Genomic DNA, 20,938 nt, shown 5'->3' with positions numbered 1-20,938 from the left:
CAGGCGGATCGGACCGATGAGCATCCAGGCGTCGAACTCTCCCATCTTGGCCGCCTATGTCGCGCGCACGCCTGCCTCGGCCGCGGCCTATGAGCGGGCCTGCGGGGTCTTCCCGGGCGGCGTGACGCATGACAGCCGCTACATGCTGCCCCATCCGCTGAGCGTGGTCCGTGCCGCCGGAGCGCGGAAGTGGGATGCGGACGGTCACGAGTATGTCGACTATGTCGGCGGTCACGGCTCCCTGATCCTGGGCCACGCCCATCCCGACATGGTGGCCCGCGTCGACGAGCAGGTGGCGCGGGGCACCCATTACGGCGCCAGCCATGAGCTGGAGCTGCGCTGGGGCGAGCTGATCCGAGACATGGTGCCCTGCGCCGAGCTGGTGCGCTTCACCAACTCCGGCACTGAGGCCACGCTGATGGCGCTGCGCCTCGCTCGCGCCGCCACGGGCCGGCACCGCATCCTCCGCCTGCGCGGCCATTTCCACGGTTGGCACGACCATGTGGCGTTCGGCGTGACGAACCACTTCGAGGGCAGCCCGACGCCGGGCGTGCTGCCGGAGCTGGCCGGGAACGTCGTGCTGTCGGACCCCAACGACCTGCCGGGTCTCCTCGCGACTCTCGATGCGCATGATGGGGAGATCGCGGCGGCCATCCTGGAGCCCACCGGGTCGAGCTACGGGCAGGTGCCGCTGTCCCGCGACTTCGTGGCCGCGATGCGGGCGGAGACGGCGCGGCGTGGCATCCTCCTGATCTTCGACGAGGTGGTGACCGGGTTCCGCGTGGCGCGGGGCGGGGCGCAGGAGGCCCTGGCCATCACCCCCGATCTCGCTACCCTGGCCAAGATCATGGCGGGCGGCCTGCCCGGCGGCGCGGTGGTCGGCCGCCGTGACGTGCTGGAGCTGCTCGATCCCCTCCGTGCCCCGGCGCACGGCGTGGAGAAGATCGGCCACCAGGGCACCTACAACGCCAACCCCCTCAGCGCCGCCGCCGGGATCGCGACGCTTGAGATCCTGCGCGACACGGATGCCTTGGAACGGACCCATGCCTATGCCGCCAGGCTGCGTGCCGGGGCAACGGAGGTCCTGGCCGAGGCGGGCTTGCCATGGGCGGCCTATGGCAGCAGTACGGGCTTGCATGTCTTCACCAACCCCCTGGGCCTGGCGATCGACCCGAGGACCTTCGATCCGTTGTCCCTGGGCTATGCCGACCTGAAGATACCGCGGGGGAATCCGGTGGTGACGCGCTTCCGCTTGGCCATGCGGCTGAACGGGGTGGACCTGTCCCCCTGGCCGGGCGGACCGGCCTCGGCCGCGCATGGAGAGGCGGAGCTCGACCGGACGTTGGAGGCCATGCGGCAGAGCATCCGCCTGATGCGCGAGGCGGGCGACGTGGCCTAGACGCTGCAGGATATCATGCGCCAACTTCCGCCGGACATGGAGCGTCGGATCAGCCTCGGTGCCGAGCATCTGGGCGAAGCGGGTCGCGCCGTGGCCAACCTGATCATCTCGCAGCCGGCGGAGGCAGCCCTGCTGACGGCGGGCCGCCTGGCGGAGATGCTTGGGGTCAGCGAGTCGACGGTGGTGCGCTTCGCCCAGGCCATCGGCTATGCGGGTTTCCCGGCGCTGCGGCGCGACCTGCAGGATCAGGTGCGGCAATACCTGAACCAGACGGGGCGGATCGCTGCCATGCCGTCCCTCTCGCGTGGCGCCAGTGCGGCACGCCGGTCCCTGGAGATGGATGCAGAGAATCTGCGGGACACGCTGGAACGCCTTGACCCCGCCCAGATGAAGGCGGCGGTAGCGATGCTCGTGGAGGCGCGGCGCGTCTATGTCATCGGTATGCGCAGCGTGTTCGGCCTCGCCGACACGCTGGTCTTCCACCTGCAGCATATCCTGGACCATCCCATCCTGGTCGATCCTGCCAGGGGCGTTCGCCTCGATCAGATGGCGGGCATTGGGCGGTCCGACGTCCTTCTTGCGATGAGCTTCCCTCGGTATTCGCGCATCGTGGAGGGGGCGCTAAGGATTGCAAGGAGGTACGAGGCGAGGACGATCGTCGTGACCGACTCGGGTCTCTCCCCGCTGGCAGCCCTGGCGGACATCTATTTCAGCACGCCCACGAGGAGCGGCTTCTTCGGAAACTCCCTGACAGGCGCGATGGGCATCCTCAATGCACTGCTATCGGAGCTGCTTGTTGTGAACCGCAGAAAGGTCCTCAGGTCGTTCAAGGCCAGGGGAAACTTCGATCTCCGCATAGCGGATATCCCCATCGACGGTGATGAACATTCCTTCATCGCTCCGACGAGGAGTCGCAGCCCGAAGAGGTAGCGGATTGACCTGCTGGCCCTCAACCTGCTCGTCGCCTCGGGCAGTGCCGACACGCTGCACAAGATGCTGGTCAGCTAACTCGGCGAGCAGCGCTCCGAGGATAGCAACGGCGTGTTCCGCACCCGGGCGATCGCGCTGGTTGGCACCATCGTTCCGGTGCTGGTCTAGATGTGCGACAACAGGCGTATCCTGGTGAACATCGAGACCATCCGCTTCGCGCTGGAGCTGCGCTCCATCGGTACGCCCGCGACGCGGCAGATCTTCCTGCACCGCGAGTGACCCGCCCCCTTAGAAACGGGCCCTTGGTAATGTGAGTCCGGCGGAGCCGTGGAGGGTATCGGGATGGCAAGGAAGCACCAAAAGCCAGAGGAGATCGTGGCGAATCTGCGCCAGGTCGAGGTGCTGCTGGCGCAGGGGAAGTCGGCGGTCGAAGCCGCGCGTGTGATCGGGGAGACGGAGCAGACCTACTACCGCTGGCGCAGCGAGTACGGTGGGCTGAAGCTGGATCAGGTAAAACGGCTGAAGCTGCTGGAACAGGAGAACGGCAGGCTTCGCCGAGGCGAAGGTCCTCATCGAGGGTTGGCGGAAGCACTACAACGCCGTCCGCCCGCACTCCTCACTCCGCTACCAACCCCCCGCGCCAGAAGTGCTCCTGACGTCGAGCCTACCAACTCCAGCAAGACGCCTACCCTCCGGATCAGGCCCGACCATCCCCATCCGACACTAAAAATCCGCCCGGACCCCTCGTGGGGGCTGGTCAATGCGGCGTGGTTCATCTCGCACAGGACGCCGACGCGGGCGTAGACGGCCCGGATCTGTCAGAGACGTTCGATCAGGCCGAACAGGCGGACGGCCTGGTGGCCTCTGAACCGCGCCGGGTTTGGCGGAGGCTGTTTGGCGTGAGTCAGGCCGCCAGGGCTATGGCCTCCTGGGCGGCATAGTAGCGCGCCTCCGCCTCGGCGGGCGGGATGTTTCCGATCGGCTCGAGGAGGCGGCGGTTGTTGAACCAGTCCACCCATTCGAGGGTGGCGAACTCGACGCCCTCCAGGCTGCGCCACGGGCCGCGGCGCCGAATGACCTCGGTCTTGAACAGGCCGATGACGCTCTCGGCCAGCGCGTTGTCGTAGCTGTCGCCGACGCTGCCGACCGACGGCTCGATGCCCGCTTCCGCCAGGCGCTCGGTGTAGCGGATAGACACGTATTGGACCCCGCGATCGCTGTGATGGATCAGCCCCATGCCCTGGACAGGCCGCCGGTCATGCAGCGCCTGCTCCAGGGCATCCAGGACGAAGCCAGCATGGGAGGTGCGCGACACCCGCCAGCCGACGATCCGCCGCGCGAAGGTGTCGATGACGAAGGCGACGTAGACGAAGCCCTGCCAGGTCGCGACGTAGGTGAAGTCCGACACCCAGAGCAGGTTCGGCCGCGGCGCCAGGAACTGCCGGTTTACCCGGTCGGCCGGGCATGGCGCGCCCTTGTCGGGCACCGTCGTCCTGGTCTCCTTGCCACGCACCACGCCGCGCAGGCCCATCTGGCGCATCAGCCGCGCCACCGTGCAGCGGGCGACCGACGTCCCCTCGCGGCCGAGCTGGCGCCAGACCTTCCGCACGCCGTAGACGCCGAAGTTCTCGGCGTGGACCCGCCGCACCTCCGCCCGCAGCATGCTGTCCCGCTGCGACCTGGCCGAGCCCAGAGTGGGATCGGCGCGGCGCGCGGCATGGGCGTGGTAGGTGGACGGGGCGATCGGCAGAACCCGGCAGATCGACTCGACCCCGTACACGCCCCGATGATCGTCGATGAAGGCGATCATGGCTTCGACCGGCGGTCGAGCTCCGCCAGGGCAAAATACGCTGATGCCTTGCGCAGGATCTCGTTCGCCTGGCGCAGCTCGCGGTTCTCCCGCTCCAGCGCCTTGATGCGATCCCGATCCTCGCTCGTGGGCCCGGCACGCTTGCCGCGGTCACGCTCGGCCTGCCGGACCCAGCGACGCAGCGTCTCCGCCGTGCAGCCGATCTTCGCCGCGATCGAGCCAATCGCCGCCCATTGCGAGCCATGCTCCCCGGCGCCGTCCAGCACCAGCCGCACCGACCGCTCCCGAACCTCAGGCGAGTAGCTCGCCGCCGTCTTCTTCGCCGTCATCGCTCCATCCTCTCAACGGTTGGAGCCTCCGCCAAACCCGGCGCGGTTCACTCCGGCATTCCTCGCAGCCACGCGAGCGAGCTCTGGCTCGTCTCCCCTCGGCGCGTCGTGAGCGCGTCCATCTGGCGCCACTGATCGGGCGACAGCCCGTCGGTGAGGCCGCGATGGACCTCGCTCCGCGCCATGTGCCGGACGTCCAGGCAGACGGGATGGCGCAGGCAGAGGAGCATCAGCGCGTCGCCCGGAGCTGGGGGCCGCCGGCTGCCTGGTGCTGGATGTAAGCTGCCACGAGGCCGCAGGCGAGCAGCAGCACCAGCGCGAAATAGCACCTGTATTCCCCCTTTCTCCTGGGGCGAGGCCATCAGCGTGTCGCGTCAAGCGCAAGGTTGAGGCTGAGCACGTTCACCCGCGGCGCACCGAGGAAGCCGAGCGCCGGCGCCACCGTGTTCGCTGCGACCAGCGCGCGCACGCGCTCCACCGGAATGGCGCGGGCCGCCGCGACGCGGGCCACCTGGCGGGCGGCGTTCTCCGGGCTGATGTCCGGATCGAGCCCGGAGCCGGAGGCGGTGACCGCGTCGGCCGGCACCGGGGCCGGGCCGGACTCCGCCATCCGCTCCTGCACTGTGTCGATCAGCATCTGGCTGGTCGGGCCGCGCTGCGAGGCGGCGGAGGCGGCGGCGTTGTAGGGGGCATCGACCGTCTTGCTGCCGTCCTGCGGGTCGGCCGCAGACGTCGCGGAAGGGCGCGGATGGAAGTAGCGCGCCTCCGTGAAGGTCTGGCCGATGAGGGCGGAGCCGATCACGCGCCCATCACGCTCGATCAGAGAGCCGCCGGCCTGGGACGGCAGGGCGACGCCGGCGATCCCGGTAAAGGCGGCCGGCACCGCGAGGCCGAGCAGGAGGGTGAAGCCAACGACGACGGTCGCGGCGGGGCGAAGCAGGGACATGGCTCAGGCGATCCCGAGAAGCTGGAGGAGGACGTCGATGACCTTGATGCCGAGGAACGGGGCGACGAGGCCGCCGAGGCCGTAGATCAGCAGATTGCGCCGCAGCACCGCCGCCGCGCCGCTGGGCGTGTAGCGCACGCCGCGCAGCGCCAGCGGCACCAGGGCCACGATGATCAGCGCGTTGAAGATCACCGCCGACAGGATGGCGCTCTCGGGGCTGGCGAGGCGCATGACGTTCAGCGCCTGGAGTTCCGGGTACTGGGTGACGAAGATCGCCGGCAGGATGGCGAAGTACTTCGCCACGTCGTTGGCGATGGAGAAGGTGGTCAGCGCGCCGCGGGTGATCAGCAGCCCCTTGCCGATCTCCACCACCTCGATGAGCTTGGTGGGATCGCTGTCGAGGTCGACCATGTTGCCCGCCTCCCGCGCCGCCTGGGTGCCCGTCTGCATGGCGACTCCAACATCGGCCTGGGCCAGCGCCGGCGCGTCGTTGGTGCCGTCCCCGGCCATGGCGACCAGCCGCCCTTCTCCCTGGGCGCGGCGGATGTAGTCCAGCTTGTCCTGCGGCGTCGCCTCGGCGATGAAGTCGTCCACCCCCGCCTCGGCGGCGATGGCGGCCGCCGTCAGGCGGTTGTCGCCCGTCACCATCACCGTGCGGATGCCCATAGCGCGAAGCTGGACGAAGCGGTCGCGGATGCCGGGCTTGACCAAGTCCTTCAGCTCGATCGCGCCCAGCAGCCGACCGTCCTTCGCGACGACCAACGGCGTGCCGCCGCCGCGGGCGATGCGCTCCACCGCCTCGCGCAGCGCGGCCGGGGCCTCGCCGCCGGTGGCCCGGATCAGGCTGTCGGCCGCGCCCTTGCGGTACTGTCCTTCCGGCAGGTCGATGCCGGAGATGCGGGTCTGAGCCGTGAAGGGCACCACCTTGGCGCCGGCCGGCAGCACGGGCGGGGCGATGCCGTGGCGGTCCCGCGCGAAGGCTATCACCGAGCGGCCCTCCGGCGTCTCGTCCGCAAGGGAGGACAGCACGGCGGCCTCGGCCAGATCCTGTTCCGCCACGCCGGGCAGCGGATTGAAGGCGGCCGCCTGGCGGTTGCCCAGGGTGATGGTGCCCGTCTTGTCCAGCAGCAGCACGTCCACGTCGCCCGCCGCCTCCACCGCGCGGCCGGAGGTCGCCATGACGTTGAAGCGTACGAGGCGGTCCATGCCGGCGATGCCGACCGCCGAGAGCAGCCCGCCGATGGTCGTGGGGATCAGCGTCACCAGCAGCGCCGCCAGGACGGGCACCGAGGGAGGTTGGCCGTTCCAGCTCGCCAGCCCCACCACGGAGGCCACGGCGATCAGGAAGATGATCGTCATGCCCACGAGCAGGATGTCGAGTGCGATCTCGTTCGGCGTCTTCTGGCGGGAGGCGCCCTCGACGAGGGCGATCATGCGGTCGATGAAGGTCGAGCCGGGCGCCGCGGTGATCCGGACGACGATCCAATCGGAGACGACCAGGGTGCCGCCCGTCACGGCGCTGCGGTCGCCGCCCGATTCGCGGATCACGGGCGCGCTCTCGCCGGTCACGGCCGCCTCGTTCACGGAGGCGATGCCCTGGACCACCTCCCCGTCCGATGGGATCAGGTCGCCGGGCTCGACCAGGACGTGGTCGCCAATGCGCAGCTCCGTGGCGCTGCGGGGCTGCCAAGCGGCGCAGTCGTCGGGGCGCGCCAGCCACTTGGCCTGGGTCTCCGTGCGGGCCTGGCGCAGGCTCTCGGCGCGCGCCCGGCCGCGGCCCTCGGCCACCGCCTCCGCGAAGGTCGCGAAGAGCACGGTGAACCAGAGCCAGACCGCGATGCCCGCCTGGAAGGCCCAGGGCTCGCCCAGGAAGGCGGCCCGGGCGGCGAGCAGGGTGACCAGGATGGAGACCACCTCGGTCACGAAGATCACGGGGTTCCGCAGCAGCGTCGCGGGGTTCAGCTTGCGGAACGCGTCGCCCATGGCCCGCGGCAGGAGGGCCGGGTCCAGCATGGACGGCCGGACGCCGCGCGCGGCGCCGGTGGTGGTATCGAGCATGATGGTATGCCTCAGAAGGTCTTGCCGGCGAGCAGGGTGAAATGCTCGGCGATCGGACCCAGGGAGAGGGAGGGCAGGAACTGCAGCCCGCCGAGGATGAGGATCACGCCGGCCAGCAGCCCGGCGAAGAGCGGGCCGTGGGTGGGGAAGGTGCCCGCGCTCTCGGGGGCCTTCGCCTTGGCCGCCAAGGATCCCGCAATGGCCATCACCGGCACGACGTAGGCGAAGCGCCCCAGCAGCATCGCGAGGCCGAGGGTGACGTTCATCCACGGTGTATCCGTGGTGAGGCCGCCGAAGGCCGAACCGTTGTTCCCGGCCGCCGAGCTATAGGCGTAGAGCATCTCGCTAAGCCCGTGCGGTCCGGCATCCTGGATCGAGGCCGCCGCCGCGGGCAGCACCACCGCGACCGCGGTGAAGCCGAGGATGACGGTGGGCAGGATCAGCACCGCCAGCATGGCGAGCTTGATCTCGCGCGCCTGGACCTTCTTGCCCAGGTATTCCGGCGTGCGCCCGACCATCAACCCGGCGACGAAGACCGCCAGCAACGCGAAGACGAGCATGCCGTAGAGCCCCGAGCCGACGCCGCCCGGCAGCACCTCGCCGAGCTGGATGAGGAAGAGCGGGACCATGCCCCCGAGCGGCATGAAGCTGTCGAACATCGCGTTCACCGCGCCGCAGGAGGCGCCGGTGGTGGTCGCGGCGAAGAGGGCGACGAGCGGCAGGCCGAAGCGGACCTCCTTGCCCTCCATGTTGCCCAGGCCGGGATCGACGCCCAGCGCGGTCAGCAGCGGGTTGCCCGCGGCCTCGGCGGCGTAGATGACGCCCGTGGCCAGGAGGATGAAGCCGACCATCACCGCCAGCAGCGCGCGGCCCTGGCGGATGTCGCCGACGATGCGGCCGAAGGTCAGGCAGAGGGCGAAGGGAATGACCTGCTGGGCCATGATCTGCAGCGACGTGGCGATCGCGTCCGGCCCCTCGAAGGGATGCGCCGCGTTCACGCCGAAGAAGCCGCCGCCATTGGTGCCCAGGTGCTTGATGGCGACCTGGAAGGCGACGGGGCCGAGCGCGATGATCTGCTCCGCGCCCTCCAGCGTCGTGGCCGTCGCGTAGTCCGCGAAGGTCTGCGGCATGCCGAGCGCGACGAAGGCGGCGCCGAGGACGAGGCTCATCGGCAGCAGCACGTAGAGGTTCACGCGGATGAAGTCGGTCCAGAAATTCCCCAGCTCCCGCACGCCGCCGCGCGCGAAGGCGCGCGACACGGCGGCGGCCAGCGCGATGCCCGTGGCGGCCGAGAGGAAGTTCTGCACGGTGAAGCCGGCCATCTGCGACAGGTAGGAGGCTGCGGCCTCGCCCGAATAGGCCTGCCAGTTTGTGTTGGTGACGAAGCTGACGGCCGTGTTGAAGGCGAGCCAGGGCGACATGCCGTCGAAACCGCGCGGGTTCAGCGGCAGCACCCCCTGCAGGCGCAGGATGGCGAAGAGCAGCAGGAAGCCCGCCGCGTTGGCGGCGAGCATGGCGAGGGCATAGCCCTTCCAGTCCTGCCCGCGGCCGGGATCTATGCCGCCCAGCCGATGGAAGGCGGCCTCCACGGGGCGCAGCCAGGCGACGCGGCCGTCCAGCACGGCGGCGATGTGGCGGCCGAGCGGCACGGCGATCGCCACGGCGAGGAGGAGGACGAGCGCGATCTGCGCCCAACCGATGAGGGTCATGGGATCACAGGCTTTCCGGACGCAGCAGCGCCCATAGCAGGTAGGCCAGCAGGCCGGCGCCCACGGCGCCGCCGAGGATGAGGTCGAGCATGGCGCGTCAGACCCGGTCGCACCCGGCGACATAGGCGGCCATCAGCGCGAAGCCGCCGAGACCGAGGGCAATGAGGGCAAGGTCGAGCATGGAACTCTCCGGCCGGCGTGTGGCCGGCACCGGGGAGATCAATCGGGAAGAGCGCGTAAAGAAGCCATTCGTGGTCCAGGCGGTCCCCATAAAACTCGCATAAAAATATGCGACGCTGTCGCTCCGGCGGCAGATTTTACGGGGATTTTATGCCAGGAGCGCGAGATCATGATCGCGATTTTACGCCATTCCGGCCAGATCACGGAGGGTATGACGACGGGAGCACAGCCGCATGTCAGCCGCCATCTCGCGCCTTCCCCTGCCCTTGCCTGCACGTTTCGCCTCGCCCGTGCGCAGGTCGAGGCGTCGTGGAACATTCCGCATGGCGCGCCGCCTCGGATCGCGGTGGGCGAAGGCCGTCTCGGCCGTCATGTTCCTGCTGTGGAGTTTCGTCGGATCGCTTGCCCTGGGGCTTTGCACGCCGGCGACGTCGGAACCGGTCCTGGCCCCGCTGTGGCTCGGCGTGGCCGTGGCCATCGGCCTCCTCGGCCTTACGATCGGCGTCCTCACCGATCCGCGCCGCGATCGCTGAGCACCGGAACCGGCCACCGCGCTGGCCGGCCCCCGCCGCTGCGGCGCGGCCCGTGACGCCACCGGCCAATGCGTCGCGGGACCCCGCGCGCCCTGATCCGGACGCCCTGCTCGCCGCCGCGGCGCGCGAGGGCCGCGGCCGGCTGAAGGTGTTCCTCGGCGCGGCCCCGGGCGTGGGCAAGACCTACGAGATGCTGACAGAGGCCCGGCGGCGCGCGCTCGGCGGTGCCGACATCGTCGTCGGGCTGGTCGAGACCCATGGCCGCTCGGAGACGGCGGCGCAGGTGGCGGGGCTGGAGTTCCTGCCCCGCGTCCGGATGGAACACCGCGGGCGGATGCTGGAAGAGTTCGACCTCGACGCGGCCCTCCTCCGCCACCCCGGCATCCTCGTGGTGGACGAGCTGCCCCATACCAATGCCCCCGGCAGCCGCCATCCCAAGCGCTGGCAGGACGTGGAGGAGCTGCGCGCCGCCGGGATCGAGGTCTGGACGGCGATGAACGTGCAGCACCTGGAGAGCCTGTCCGACGCCGTCGCGCGTATCACCGGCGTGCGCGTGGCCGAGACGGTGCCCGACCACGTGCTGGCTGGTGCCGACGCGGTGGAGCTGATCGACATCCCCCCCGCCGAGCTGCTGGAGCGGATGCGCCAGGGCAAGATCTACCGCCCTGACCAAGCGCAGCGGGCGATGAAGAGCTTCTTCCGCGAGGGCAACCTCGCCGCGCTGCGCGAGATGGCGCTGCGGCGCACGGCAGAGCGGGTCGATGCCGACGTCACCGGCTACATGCGCGCCAACGCCATCGCGGGTCCCTGGCCGGCCGGGGAGCGCGTGATGGTGCTGGTCGGCGGCGAGGCCTCGGCCGAGGCCGCGGTGCGCCAGGCCCGCCGTATCGCCGACGCCCTGCGCGCGCCGCTGGTCGCCCTGCATGTCGAACGGCCCGGGGCGGCGGGCGGCGACCCCGGCCCCGCGCTGCGCCTGGCCGAAGGGCTGGGCGCGGAGACGGAAACGGTGGTGGACACCGACCTGCCGCGTGCCATCCTCGCCGCAGCGCGGGCGCGCAACGTCACCCACCTCGTCATCGGCCGCGGCCGCCCGAGCCTCTGGCGCCGCCTGACCGGGCGCACCCTCTCCGCCACCCTGCTGCGCCGGGCTTCCGACTTCGCGCTGCACCTGGTTCCCAACCCGGCCGCCGCGGGGCGGCCCCTGGCCCCGCCGGCCGCACGCGCCTTCCCCCGCTGGCTCGACTGGGTCGCCGTGCCCGTCCTCGCCCTGCTGGCCACGGGGGTCAACCTGGCGCTCGACGAGCGGGTGACGGAGGGCTCGCTCGGCATGGTCTACCTCGCCGCGACCGTGGCCGCGGCCGTCGCCTCGGGGCCGGCGCACGGGCTCGCCGCGGCGGTGCTGTCCTTCCTGCTATGGAACTACCTCTTCATCGCGCCGCGCTACACGCTGACGATCGATGGCCCGCAGGAGATCCTGGGGGCGATCGTCTTCGGCCTCGTCGCCCTGCTGCTCGCCGGCACCACCGGGCGGCTCGGGCGGTCCGTCCGCGCCGCGCAGGCGCGCATCCTCGGCCTGCGCCGGCTGGCGGAGTTCAGCCGGCGCCTGGGAGCGCCGATGGACCGCCCCGCCCTGCTGTCCCTCATCGCCGAGGAGGCGCAGCGCATCGCCGGCTGCCCCGTCTGCGTCCTGATGCCGCTCTCGGGCGAGGATCTGCCGGGCCTCGGCCTGCCGCGCGGGCGCCGGCCGGACGACGCCGACCTCCTCCCCCGCGCCAGCGCCCCGGCCGGCGCGGAGCCGGACGACGCCGCCATGGCCGCGGCGCGCTGGGCCTACGCGAAGGGCCGCGTGACCGGCTGGAGCACGGATACGTTGCCCAACATCGCCTGGCAGTTCCAGCCGCTGCTCACGCAGGGCGGTGTCGCGGGCCTCGTCGCCCTGCGCTTTGCCGACCGCGTCGAGCCGCTGGACGCGGAGCGGGAGCGCGCGCTGGACGCGCTGCTGGACCAAGCCGCCGTCGCGCTGGAGCGCGCCGAGCTGATGGAGGAGCGGGCGCGCGGCGCGGCACGGGCGGAGGCGGATACGCTGCGCACGACCCTGCTCACCTCCCTCGGCCACGACCTGCGCACCCCGCTGACCGGCATCCGCGGCTCGCTGGAGACGCTGCGGACGATGGGGGATTCCCTGCCGCCTGAGGCGCGTGCCGACCTCCTGCTGGCCGCCGAGGAGGAGACCGCGCGCCTCGGCCGCTTCGCCACCAACATCCTCGACATGGTGCGCCTCGAGAGCGGGCATGTGGCGCTGCGGCGCGAGCCGCTGGACCTGCCCGCCGCCATCGACGCGGTGGCCGGACGCGCGGCGCAGGCGACCGGCCGGGCGGTGGAACGGCGGCTCGACCCCCACCTCCCCGCGCCCTCCCTGGACCCGGTGCTGTTCGACCAAATCCTCTCCAACCTGCTGGACAACGCGCTGAAGTTCTCCGGCCCGGCCGGGGCCGTCGCTGTGGCGGCGCGGCGCGAGGGCGCCAGCGTCGTCGTCTCGATCGAGGATGACGGGCCGGGCATCCCGCGGGAGGAGCTGGCGCACATCTTCGACCCGTTCTTCCGGGCCTCCCGCACCGACCGCGTCGCGGCGGGCAGCGGCCTGGGCCTCGCCATCGCCCGCGGCCTCGTCCGCGCCATGGGCGGGACGATCGCGGCGGAGAGCCCGATCCGCGACGGACAGGGGACGCGCATCGCCGTGCGCTTCCCCGCGTGAGCGGCGCATCCCCCGGCCCGGGGGTGCCGCGCATCCTCGTGGTCGACGACGAGCCCCAGATCCATCGCTTCCTCGCACCGGCGCTCACCGCCTCCGGCTACGAGCCGGTGCGGGCGGACGACGCCGCGGCGGGCCTGCGCCTCGCGACCACCCATTCCCCGGCCGCCGTGCTGCTCGATCTCGGGCTACCGGACCTCGACGGGCAGGCGGTCATCCCGCGCCTGCGGGCCTTCACCGCCGCACCCATCATCGTGCTTTCGGCGCGAGGCGGGGAGCGGGCCAAGGTGGCGGCGCTGGATGCCGGCGCCGACGACTATGTGGAGAAGCCCTTCGCGCTCTCCGAGCTGCTGGCGCGGCTGCGTGCCGCCCTGCGCCGCGCGGCGGCCGCGGCGGGGCAGGACCCGCCGGCGGTAGCGTTTCAGATCGGTCCGCTCGCCATGGATCTCGCGGCGCGGACGGCGACGCTGGACGGCTCGCCGCTGCGCCTGACGCCGCGCGAATGGGATCTCCTCGTCGCCCTGACGCGGGGAGGGGCAGGGCGCGTCGTTACCCAGCGCCAGCTCCTTGATGCGGTATGGGGGCCGGGACATGCGGAGGACGCCCAGTACCTGCGCGTCTACATCGGTCACCTGCGCCAGAAGCTGGGTTCGTCGGCGGGGCTGATCCGCACCGAGCCAGGCGTCGGCTACCGTCTGTCCCGGGAGTAACGTCGTCGCGCGCGGATGCGGGTGTCATACGCGGCCGCTCCGTTCGACATCGCCCTACCATGACAGCCGCGCCCTCTGCTGAGGCGCGGGGGGACGCAGGCCCGCTCTCACCCGATCCGCCGCCGCGCCGGCCCGGCTGCGAGGACGGCGTTCATCGACCCCGGCACATCCTGGGAACATGGCTCTGGGGAGAGCTTCGACGGCAGCCAGCGCGATGCGCGGCTGACACGACTGGACCGCCCGGCGCTGGTCCAGCTCCTCGATTGGATCGGCCTGACGCCGACGGGCAATCTCGGCGTGTCGCTGGTCAGCGGCGCCCCCGTCTGGGAGGAAATCGGCTACCAGCTTGGGGCGACGCTGATCCTGTCGCTGGGCGCGCTGGGCTTCGCGCTGGTGCTCGGGCCGCTGCTGGGCGCGCTGGCGGGGCTGTGGCCCGGCGGTGTCGCGGACCGCGCAGGCATGGTCGCGGCCGCCGCTCTGCGCGCGGTGCTGAGCTTCGTGCTCGGCCTGCTGCTGATGGTGGCCTTCGCGGCGACACTGAGCTGGCTGCCGGCGGCGGGCTTCGACGACTGGTCCAACCTGCTGCTGCCGGCCGCCTCGCTCGGGTTGGTGCTGGCGGCCGCCTCCGCGCATCGCGCGCGACGGCGTGGTCGCCGCCACCCGCTCCCCCTTCTTCGCCTTCGCGCGCCTGAAGGGCCTGACCCAGGCCCAGGCGACGAGCGGCACGTGCCGCGCAACGCGGCCGTGCCGCTCGTCGCCTATCTCGCGGTGAACTTCGCTCTGCTGGTGGAGGGCGCGGTGGTGATCGAGGAGCTGTTCGCCTGGGCGTGGCGCGCACGCGCTACCAGAAGCTCTACCAGGACCCGGTCGCAACCTTCGCGCCGCGCCGGACGCTGCGCGAGGTTTCCGCCGAGCGCGGCAGCGCCGTGCTGCTCGTCATGCATGGCAGGGCCATGGCCGACAAGGCGGCGGCGCGGCAGGTCGCGCTGGGCGCCGCCTGATACGGGCGGCCGGACCCGTCGACCGATGTCGACCTATTGTGCCAAGCTTTCTCGCGCTGGCCCGGGAGGAAGAGCTGTTCTCTCCCGGAGCGCGCCAACCCGGCTCTGGCGTCGCGTCTACCGCCGGGACGGACGGACGTCCTGCCGCTCGTCGGCCCGCAGGACGGAGACGCCCGCCGCGACATGCGGCAGCGGCGTGCCGTGCGCGGCGCGGTGGGCCGCGTCGAAGGCCGCCCGCTCCAGCGCCTCGCAGCGCTCCAGGTGGCGCAGCAGCCGCCGCTCCGCCCTGGCCGAGGAGGCGAGCCGCTGACGGAACTCCCGCCAGAGCAGCCGCGCGTTCACCGCCCAGGGATCATAGGCGTGGTCCTGCATCCGCTGTCGCACCGCGGGCGGCAAGTCGTCATAGGCGGCCCATTCGTCCCCGACCCAACGGCGCCAGACGGCGTCGCGCGCGGTGGTGTCGTTGCCGCTCACGCCGCCCCCTGGCCCCAGGCGGGGAAGGGGTCCGGCAGGCGAAGCCATGGTTGACGATGACGGCGACGCGCCGGCCCTCACAGTTGGCGAGGATGTGGTTCAGCAGCATCGTCCGTATCAGCGCCTCAGCGCCTCAGCGCCTCAGCGCCGCAGCTGTGCGGGTGGCAACGGACGGACGGCATCGTCCGAGGTCATGACGGGTGCCTCGGCCAGGGTGCGGAAGGCCTCGCCGGTCTCGCAGGCATGGACGCCGAGGTCGAACAGGTCCCGCAGCATGGCAGGCCGGAAGTCGAGGCTGTCCGGCCCGAGGGAATCCGGGATGGCGGCATAGCGGAAGCTTGCGCCGTTGCGTTCAGCGAAGGCGGCGGAGGCGTTCAGATGCGCCCGCGTCGTCGCTTTGCTCATCGTGTCGTAGGAACGCCAGAGGATCGCGAAGAAGGCCCCCTCGGTGGTCGCATAGGTCGGGCCGACCGTGCCGTTGACGATGGCGTAGAGTTCCCCGGGCTGCATGGCCATGCTCGTCGGCCGCCAGAGGATCAGCGCCTCCGGGGCCAGGAAGAAGGGGGCGGTGACGGCGCCGTCCACATGCATCTCCTCCTGCGGCTCCGATGCGGGGCTCGGCGGCGTGATGATGACCGGCGGGAAGACTCCCGGGATGGAGGCGGAGGCGACCAGCACCTGCCGGAACAGCCGCCGGCACTCGTCGCCATAGGATGCTGTCACGGCGGAATGGGCGATGGCGCCCATGTCCCAGATCACCGTCTCCTGCGTGTCGAGGTTGGTCGTGGCGACCATCAGGCGCCGACCCCTGGCATGGGCCTGGGCGACCGCGCGCAGCAGCGGCATGTCCACATGCCTGGCGACGAGCTCGGCAAGCGGCTCGCCGCTGTAGAGGCTGGGCAGCACCAGCGCAGGAAGGTTGGAGGCGAGGAGGCCGGAGACGGTCCCGTCCGTATAGGCCGCCTCCAGCCGCGCGTCCCAGTCGGAGCCGAGGAAGGCGAAGGGCGCGGTCAGCGCCCCGGTGCTGACGCCGGTGACGAGGTCGAAGACGGGACGCTGGCCGGACCGGGTCCAGCCGACCAGCAGGCCGGCGCCGTAGGCCCCGCTGGCGCCTCCGCCGGAAAGGGCGAGGGCGTTGATCTTCCCCAGCCCCAGCCGGGTGCGTGCGTCGGCGGTACGGTCGATGAAGGCGAGGGTGGTGTCGCGGTCATGGGCGTTGAAGCGGAAGGAGGCGAAGCCGTCGGCCTGGCGCGACACGGGGACCCGGCCCGGATCGGGCAGCCGGCTGATCGAGCCGCAGGCCGCCGGCCCCGCCAGCAGCACCGTGCCCGCCCCTCGCAGGAGCGCCCGGCGCGACAGGGGCTCCGCCGGCGCCGCCACCCGCGCGGGGCCGCTCACGGCGCCGTCCGGTGGCCGGTCGCGGCCGCCGGAGCGGGCGAGGTGGCGACGGCCTCGTGCAGGCGGACCAAGTCGGGCAGGTTGCGGACCGCCAGCTTGCGCATCGCGTTGCCGCGATGGACCTTCACCGTGATCTCGCTCAACCCCATGGCATCCGCGATCTGCTTGTTCAGGAGGCCCGCCGCGACATGACCCACCACCTGCCGCTCGCGGGGGGACAGGGTGGCGAAGCGCTCCCGCACCGCATCCAGGGAGCGCCCGCGCGACCGCCGCTCGCCATCGCGCTCCAGGGCGGCACGCACCGCGGCCAGCATGGCGTCGGCGTCGAACGGCTTGGTCAGGAAGTCCACCGCGCCGGCCTTCATGGCCCGCACGGACATGGGGATGTCGCCGCGCCCAGTCATGAAGACGATGGGGATCGCCACCTCCCATGCCGCGAAGCGCCGCTGCACCTCCAGCCCATCCAGGCCGGGCAGGTCGACATCCAGCACCAGGCAGCCGGCGGCCCCCAGCTCCGGGCTGTCCATGAGGCCCGCCGCGGAGGTGAACAGCCGCACCTGCATGTCCAGGGAACGGAAGAGGCTGCCCAGGCCCTCCAGCACGGCGGTGTCGTCGTCGACGACCAGGATCAGCGGCGGCGCGGCCTCTGTCACGCCGCCGCCTCGGCCGCAGGCAGGGTGAAGCGGACCTCCGCCCCGGGGCCGGCGCGGCGCAGCAGCCTGATGCGCCCGCCATGCGCCTCCACCGTGCCGCGGCAGACCGTCAGCCCCATGCCCATCCCCGCCGTCCTCGTGGTGTAGAAGGGGTCGAAGAGGCGCTCCGTGCTCTGCTCCGCCGCGACGCCCAGGCCGTTGTCCTCCACCTGCACGAGGATGTCCGCGCCGTGTCGCCCGGCCCGCAGCAGAAGCCGGCGCGGCCGGTCCTCGACGGCGGCGAGGGACTGGATGCCGTTGACCAGCAGGTTCACGAGGACATGCTCGATCTGCAGCCGGTCGCCGAGGACCGCCGGCAGGCCCGGCTCGATCTCGACCTGCAGCAGCACCCCGTGGCGGCGTATCTCGCCCTCCACCAGGTGCAGCGCCTCCGTGGCCAGGTCCCGCAGGTCCAGGCGGGTCCAGGCGGCGTCCCCCTTGCCCAGGAAGCCCCGGATCCGGGCCACCACCTCCCCGGCCCGCCTGGCGTCGCGGACCACGCGCTGCGCCGCCTGCCGCGCCTCCCCCAGGTCGGGGTCCGGGCGGGAGAGCCACCGCACGCAGGCGGCGCCGTTGGCGGCGATGGCCGCGACCGGCTGGCTCACCTCGTGCGTGATGGCCGCGGTCAGCTCGCCCAGGGTCGCCACGCGCCCGGCATGGGCCAGGTCCTCGCGCGCCTGGCGCAACGCCTCCTCCGTCCGGCGCCGCTCGGTGATGTCCATGATGCTGACCAGCACGCGTCCGTCCTCCTGCAGCGCCGCCGGCAGCGTGACGGACATGAGGATCGTGCGGCGCTCGCCGCGTAGGGTTCGCACGGTGGTCTCTGCCTCGCAGGAGGGATGGCCCTCCGCCAGGCTCGCGAGGATCCGCGCGAAGGAGTCGAGGGTTTCCGGCAGGAAGACCTGCCACAGCGACGCCAGCAGCTCCCCCCGGTCGCGCGCCTGGAACATCCGCACCGCCGTCTCGTTGACGTCCGTGACCCGCACGCGGGACACGGCCTCGCGCAGCGCCTCGGGATGGGTCGCCAGATGCGCGGCGACGTCGCCGATGCCGGCGGCACGCCATTGCGCCAGCATCGGCAGCAGGGCGGAGTAGTCCTCCTCCCAGATGGCCACGCCCGCGCCCTGCACGATCGTGCGGAAGCGGTGCTCGCTGTGCCGCAGGGCGCGGAGGGCCTCGTGCCGCTCCGTGATGTCGTTGTTCGTCTCCATCACCGTGAGCGGCCGGCCGGCATGGTCGCGCCGGACCGCCCAGCGGCTCGCGACGATCACCTGCCGGCCGCCGCGCGTCGTATGCGCCACCTCGCCCTCCCAGTGGCCGACATGCAGGGCTTCGGCGAGGGCCGCCTCCATCCCGCCCTCCACCGCGGGCTGCAGCAGCCCGCCGGCCTGGCGGCCCAGCGCCTCCGCCGCCGACCAGCCGTAGAGCGCCTCGGCGCCCCGGCTCCAGAACAGGATGGTGTCGTCCATGTCGCGGACGAAGATGGCGTCATGCGTCAGGTCGAGCAGCCGGGCCTGGGCGCGCACCGCACGATAGGTCTCCTGCATGCGCAGGGTCAGGACCATCACGCCGGCCAGGGCCATGAGACTGAAGCAGAGCCGCAGGAGGGGGCCGCCGACCAGGGCGCAGCCCTGCGAGGCGAGGTAGCTGACGACCATCAGGCCGGCGCAGCCCAGGCCCACGGCGATGACGCCGCGCCGGTGGACCATGGTGGCGCAGAGCATCAGCACCACGGAATAGAGCCCCGCGACGGCGCTGCCGAGGGGCATCAGCGTGTCCGCCGCGAAGATCGCCACCGTCAGCAGCACCGCGGCGACCGGTCCTGTCGGGCGTTGCGGGCGGGGCAGCCGGCGGCGCTCGCGGGCCGCCGCCATCGCCACCTCTCCGCCGGGCTGCAGCCAGCCCTGGACGACGTTCATGACCATGCGCTCCCAGGCGGCGAGGCCGGCAAGTCCCGCTCCGCCAGGGAGGCAGCATAGCAGCGCGGCCGCCGCGCTGAAGCGCGGCGCCTCCTATCCTTTCGTATAATTCCCTGCCTGTGTCCCCGTGTCCTATCGCTGTGGATACGGCAGCGAGCCTGCACGACGGCCGCCGGCGGAGCGGCACCGGCGGTGCTGGGCGCAGTCGGCCTGCCACCCGGCTGCGGGCGCCCGCCGCATCCGGATGCGGGCCCGCGGAGAACACGAGCCAGATGCCCTTCGTCACCCCCACCGACGGCACGCGCCTTCACTACAGGGATTGGGGCCGCGGCAGGCCCGTCGTCTTCAGCCATGCCTGGCCGCTGAACGCCGACGCCTGGGAGGCGCAGATGATGCACCTCTCCGGCCATGGCTTCCGCTGCGTGGCGCACGACCGTCGCGGGCATGGGCGTTCCGACCAGCCCTGGGACGGCAACGACATGGATACCTATGCCGACGACCTGGCCGCCGTGATGGAGGCGCTGGACCTGAGGGATGCCACGCTGGTCGGCCATTGTTCCGGCGGCGGGGAGGTGGTGCGCTACCTGGGCCGCCATGGCAGCGCGCGCGTCGTCCGGGTGGTCCTGGCCGGCGCCGTGACACCGCTCCTGCTGCGCACCGCCGCCAATCCGGACGGCGTGCCGATGGCGGTCTACGACGGCCGGCGCGCCGGCATCCTGGCCGACCGCGCGCAGTTCCTCCGGGGCTTCGCGACCCTTTTCTTCGGCGCCGGGCGGTGCGGCACGGCGGCGTCGGAGGGGATGCGGGACGCCTTCTGCGCCCGGGGCCTGATGTCGGGCCTGAAGGCGATCCACGACGGCGTCGCGGCCTCCTCCGAGACGGACTTCACCGAGGATCTGAGGCGCCTCGCCGTTCCGACCCTGATCATCCATGGCGACGACGACCAGGTCGTCCCCATCGGAGCCTCGGCCCAGAGATCGGCGGTGCTGATCAGGGGGGCGCTGCTGAAGGTCTATCCCGGCGGGGCCCATGCCCTGGCCGACACGTCCCGCGCGCAGCTCAACGCCGACCTGCTCGCCTTTGCCCGGTCCTGATCGCAGAAGGAGCGAACCACATGCCAGACGCCACGCCCGCGCCCGGTCGGATGCTGCTGAGCCCCGGCGACCATGCGCTCGTCATGATCGACTTCCAGTCGCAGATGTCCTTCGCCACCCGGTCGATCGACGCGGTCATGCTGCGCAACAACGCGGCGCTGGTCGCCGAGGCGGCGGCGGGCTTCGGCGTGCCAACCATCCTGACCACCGTGGCGGAGAAGTCCTTCTCGGGCCCGATGTTCGAGGAGATCGTGCGCGCCTTCCCGGGCCAGGCCCTGCTCGACCGCACCTCCATGAACACCTGGGAGGACGCGGCGGTGATCCGGGAGGTCAACCGCATCGGCAAGCCGCGCATCGTGCTGGCCGGGCTCTGGACCTCGGTCTGCATCGTGGGCCCCGCCCTCTCGGCGATCGACCAGGGCTTCGAGGTCTACGTCATCGCCGACGCCTGCGGCGATGTCTCCGCCGAGGCGCATGAGCGCGCCATGGAGCGTATGGTGCAGGCGGGGGCACGGCCGATGACGTCCCTGCAGTACCTGCTGGAGCTGCAACGCGACTGGGCGCGCACCGCCAGCTACGAGATGACGACCGGCATCGCGAAGCGGCTCGGCGGCGCCTACGGCCTGGGCATCGTCTACGCCAAGTCCATGTTCGGCGCCCACGAGGGCTGAATGCGGCTCTACCTGCTCTCCCTGGGAGCCGGGCTGCTGGTCGGCGTGATCTACGGGCTGCTGCAGATCCGCTCGCCGGCGCCGCCCGTGGTGGCCCTGGTGGGACTGCTCGGCATCCTCCTGGGGGAGCAGGTGGTCCCGCTCGCGCGGCGCCTGCTGGCCGGGGAGGCGCCCTCCCTCTCGATGCTGCGCGAGGAGTGTGCCGGCCATCTGCTCGGGCCCCTGCCCGGGCGGGGCACCCCCCCGGCCGGCAAGCCCACGGAGCCCGCCTGATGACCGGCCCCCGCCGTCGTGACCTCGCCGCGGGCCTCGGTGCCCTCGGCCTTGCCCTCC

General features: G+C 71.9%; 19 protein-coding genes, 2 pseudogenes and 1 other annotated feature. Of the genes and pseudogenes, 11 read left to right on the top strand and 10 right to left on the bottom strand.

Annotated elements, in window-relative coordinates; all coding sequences use genetic code 11:
• Positions 1-16: 16 nt before the first annotated feature.
• From LPC08_RS21135 to LPC08_RS26325, 4 genes and pseudogenes are all read left to right on the top strand, one after another.
• On the top strand, positions 17-1,399 hold the full coding sequence (locus LPC08_RS21135) for an aspartate aminotransferase family protein (RefSeq protein ID WP_230450206.1): 1,383 nt from the start codon (positions 17-19) through the stop codon (positions 1,397-1,399).
• A gap of 15 nt (positions 1,400-1,414) precedes the next feature.
• The gene (locus LPC08_RS21130) at positions 1,415-2,329 is read left to right on the top strand and encodes a MurR/RpiR family transcriptional regulator (RefSeq protein ID WP_230450205.1); all 915 of its coding nucleotides are present in this window, start codon (positions 1,415-1,417) and stop codon (positions 2,327-2,329) included.
• Between the two features lie 342 nt (positions 2,330-2,671).
• Positions 2,672-2,887, top strand: a pseudogene (locus LPC08_RS21125) (transposase); the annotation flags it as partial.
• Positions 2,883-3,056 (top strand): annotated as a pseudogene (locus tag LPC08_RS26325) (integrase core domain-containing protein); the annotation flags it as partial. The pseudogenes LPC08_RS21125 and LPC08_RS26325, both read left to right, overlap by 5 nt.
• Positions 3,057-3,233: 177 nt before the next feature.
• Here the strand turns inward: LPC08_RS26325 and LPC08_RS21120 are convergent.
• The 6 genes from LPC08_RS21120 to kdpF all read right to left on the bottom strand — a co-directional run bounded on the left by LPC08_RS21120 (position 3,234) and on the right by kdpF (position 9,272).
• Positions 3,234-4,468 (bottom strand): IS3 family transposase gene (locus tag LPC08_RS21120; protein WP_230449651.1). Its coding sequence is split into 2 segments (ribosomal slippage): positions 3,234-4,174 and positions 4,174-4,468, totalling 1,236 coding nucleotides; the frame shifts between segments, so codons are not numbered across the junction.
• Positions 4,065-4,181: a sequence feature (AL1L pseudoknot), on the bottom strand. It overlaps the preceding gene by 117 nt.
• Before the next feature lie 47 nt (positions 4,469-4,515).
• Positions 4,516-4,698 carry a hypothetical protein gene (locus LPC08_RS21115; protein ID WP_230450204.1) on the bottom strand — a complete coding sequence of 61 codons (183 nt, stop codon included), beginning with the start codon at positions 4,696-4,698 and terminating at the stop codon, positions 4,516-4,518.
• Between the two features lie 131 nt (positions 4,699-4,829).
• Positions 4,830-5,414, bottom strand: coding sequence for a potassium-transporting ATPase subunit KdpC (gene kdpC, locus LPC08_RS21110; RefSeq protein ID WP_230450203.1), 585 nt, complete (start codon positions 5,412-5,414; stop codon positions 4,830-4,832).
• A gap of 3 nt (positions 5,415-5,417) precedes the next feature.
• Positions 5,418-7,472, bottom strand: a complete 2,055-nt coding sequence (kdpB, locus tag LPC08_RS21105) for a potassium-transporting ATPase subunit KdpB (RefSeq protein WP_304622037.1) — start codon at positions 7,470-7,472, stop codon at positions 5,418-5,420.
• 11 nt (positions 7,473-7,483) lie between these two features.
• Positions 7,484-9,181 (bottom strand): potassium-transporting ATPase subunit KdpA, encoded by a 1,698-nt coding sequence (gene kdpA, locus LPC08_RS21100; RefSeq protein ID WP_230450202.1) that lies wholly within the window; start codon positions 9,179-9,181, stop codon positions 7,484-7,486.
• Between the two features lie 4 nt (positions 9,182-9,185).
• Positions 9,186-9,272 (bottom strand): K(+)-transporting ATPase subunit F, encoded by an 87-nt coding sequence (gene kdpF / locus LPC08_RS26320; protein WP_370643361.1) that lies wholly within the window; start codon positions 9,270-9,272, stop codon positions 9,186-9,188.
• A 412-nt stretch (positions 9,273-9,684) separates the two neighbouring features.
• Here kdpF and LPC08_RS21095 point away from each other — a divergent pair, with 412 nt between their 5' ends.
• The 4 genes from LPC08_RS21095 (at position 9,685) to LPC08_RS21080 (ending at position 14,357) form a co-directional block, all read left to right on the top strand.
• On the top strand, positions 9,685-9,894 hold the full coding sequence (locus tag LPC08_RS21095) for a hypothetical protein (protein ID WP_230450201.1): 210 nt from the start codon (positions 9,685-9,687) through the stop codon (positions 9,892-9,894).
• Between the two features lie 52 nt (positions 9,895-9,946).
• Positions 9,947-12,649 (top strand): ATP-binding protein, encoded by a 2,703-nt coding sequence (locus LPC08_RS21090; RefSeq protein WP_230450200.1) that lies wholly within the window; start codon positions 9,947-9,949, stop codon positions 12,647-12,649.
• Positions 12,646-13,356 carry a response regulator gene (locus LPC08_RS21085; RefSeq protein ID WP_230450199.1) on the top strand — a complete coding sequence of 237 codons (711 nt, stop codon included), beginning with the start codon at positions 12,646-12,648 and terminating at the stop codon, positions 13,354-13,356. The genes LPC08_RS21090 and LPC08_RS21085 overlap by 4 nt, the downstream gene beginning before the upstream one ends.
• An 827-nt stretch (positions 13,357-14,183) precedes the next feature.
• The gene (locus LPC08_RS21080) at positions 14,184-14,357 is read left to right on the top strand and encodes a hypothetical protein (RefSeq protein ID WP_230450198.1); all 174 of its coding nucleotides are present in this window, start codon (positions 14,184-14,186) and stop codon (positions 14,355-14,357) included.
• Positions 14,358-14,474: 117 nt separating this feature from the next.
• On the opposite strand, the gene LPC08_RS21075 is transcribed toward LPC08_RS21080, so the two are convergent.
• The 4 genes from LPC08_RS21075 to LPC08_RS21060 form a co-directional block, all read right to left on the bottom strand.
• Positions 14,475-14,831, bottom strand: coding sequence for a DUF6525 family protein (locus LPC08_RS21075; protein ID WP_230450197.1), 357 nt, complete (start codon positions 14,829-14,831; stop codon positions 14,475-14,477).
• A gap of 141 nt (positions 14,832-14,972) precedes the next feature.
• Entirely contained in the window at positions 14,973-16,229 is a 1,257-nt protein-coding gene (locus tag LPC08_RS21070; RefSeq protein ID WP_230450196.1) for a patatin-like phospholipase family protein, read from the bottom strand.
• Positions 16,226-16,882: a response regulator transcription factor gene (locus tag LPC08_RS21065; protein ID WP_230450195.1), complete on the bottom strand. Its 657-nt coding sequence runs from the start codon at positions 16,880-16,882 to the stop codon at positions 16,226-16,228. The genes LPC08_RS21070 and LPC08_RS21065 overlap by 4 nt, the downstream gene beginning before the upstream one ends.
• Positions 16,879-18,840 (bottom strand): PAS domain-containing sensor histidine kinase, encoded by a 1,962-nt coding sequence (locus LPC08_RS21060; protein ID WP_230450194.1) that lies wholly within the window; start codon positions 18,838-18,840, stop codon positions 16,879-16,881. The genes LPC08_RS21065 and LPC08_RS21060 overlap by 4 nt, the downstream gene beginning before the upstream one ends.
• A gap of 272 nt (positions 18,841-19,112) precedes the next feature.
• Here LPC08_RS21060 and LPC08_RS21055 point away from each other — a divergent pair, with 272 nt between their 5' ends.
• Genes LPC08_RS21055 through LPC08_RS21045 form a run of 3 tightly spaced genes read left to right on the top strand, consistent with a single transcriptional unit; the run spans position 19,113 to position 20,878 of the window.
• The gene (locus LPC08_RS21055; RefSeq protein ID WP_230450193.1) at positions 19,113-19,934 is read left to right on the top strand and encodes an alpha/beta fold hydrolase; all 822 of its coding nucleotides are present in this window, start codon (positions 19,113-19,115) and stop codon (positions 19,932-19,934) included.
• A 20-nt stretch (positions 19,935-19,954) separates the two neighbouring features.
• The gene (locus LPC08_RS21050; RefSeq protein ID WP_230450192.1) at positions 19,955-20,605 is read left to right on the top strand and encodes a hydrolase; all 651 of its coding nucleotides are present in this window, start codon (positions 19,955-19,957) and stop codon (positions 20,603-20,605) included.
• Positions 20,606-20,878 carry a DUF1427 family protein gene (locus LPC08_RS21045; protein WP_230450191.1) on the top strand — a complete coding sequence of 91 codons (273 nt, stop codon included), beginning with the start codon at positions 20,606-20,608 and terminating at the stop codon, positions 20,876-20,878.
• The last annotated feature ends 60 nt before the right edge of the window (positions 20,879-20,938 follow it).

Origin of the sequence: Roseomonas sp. OT10, from assembly GCF_020991085.1 — a bacterium.
Lineage (GTDB): Bacteria > Pseudomonadota > Alphaproteobacteria > Acetobacterales > Acetobacteraceae > Roseomonas > Roseomonas cutis.
The sequence above is the reverse complement of the archived record's forward strand: the minus strand, read 5'-3'. Positions and strand labels throughout refer to the sequence as shown.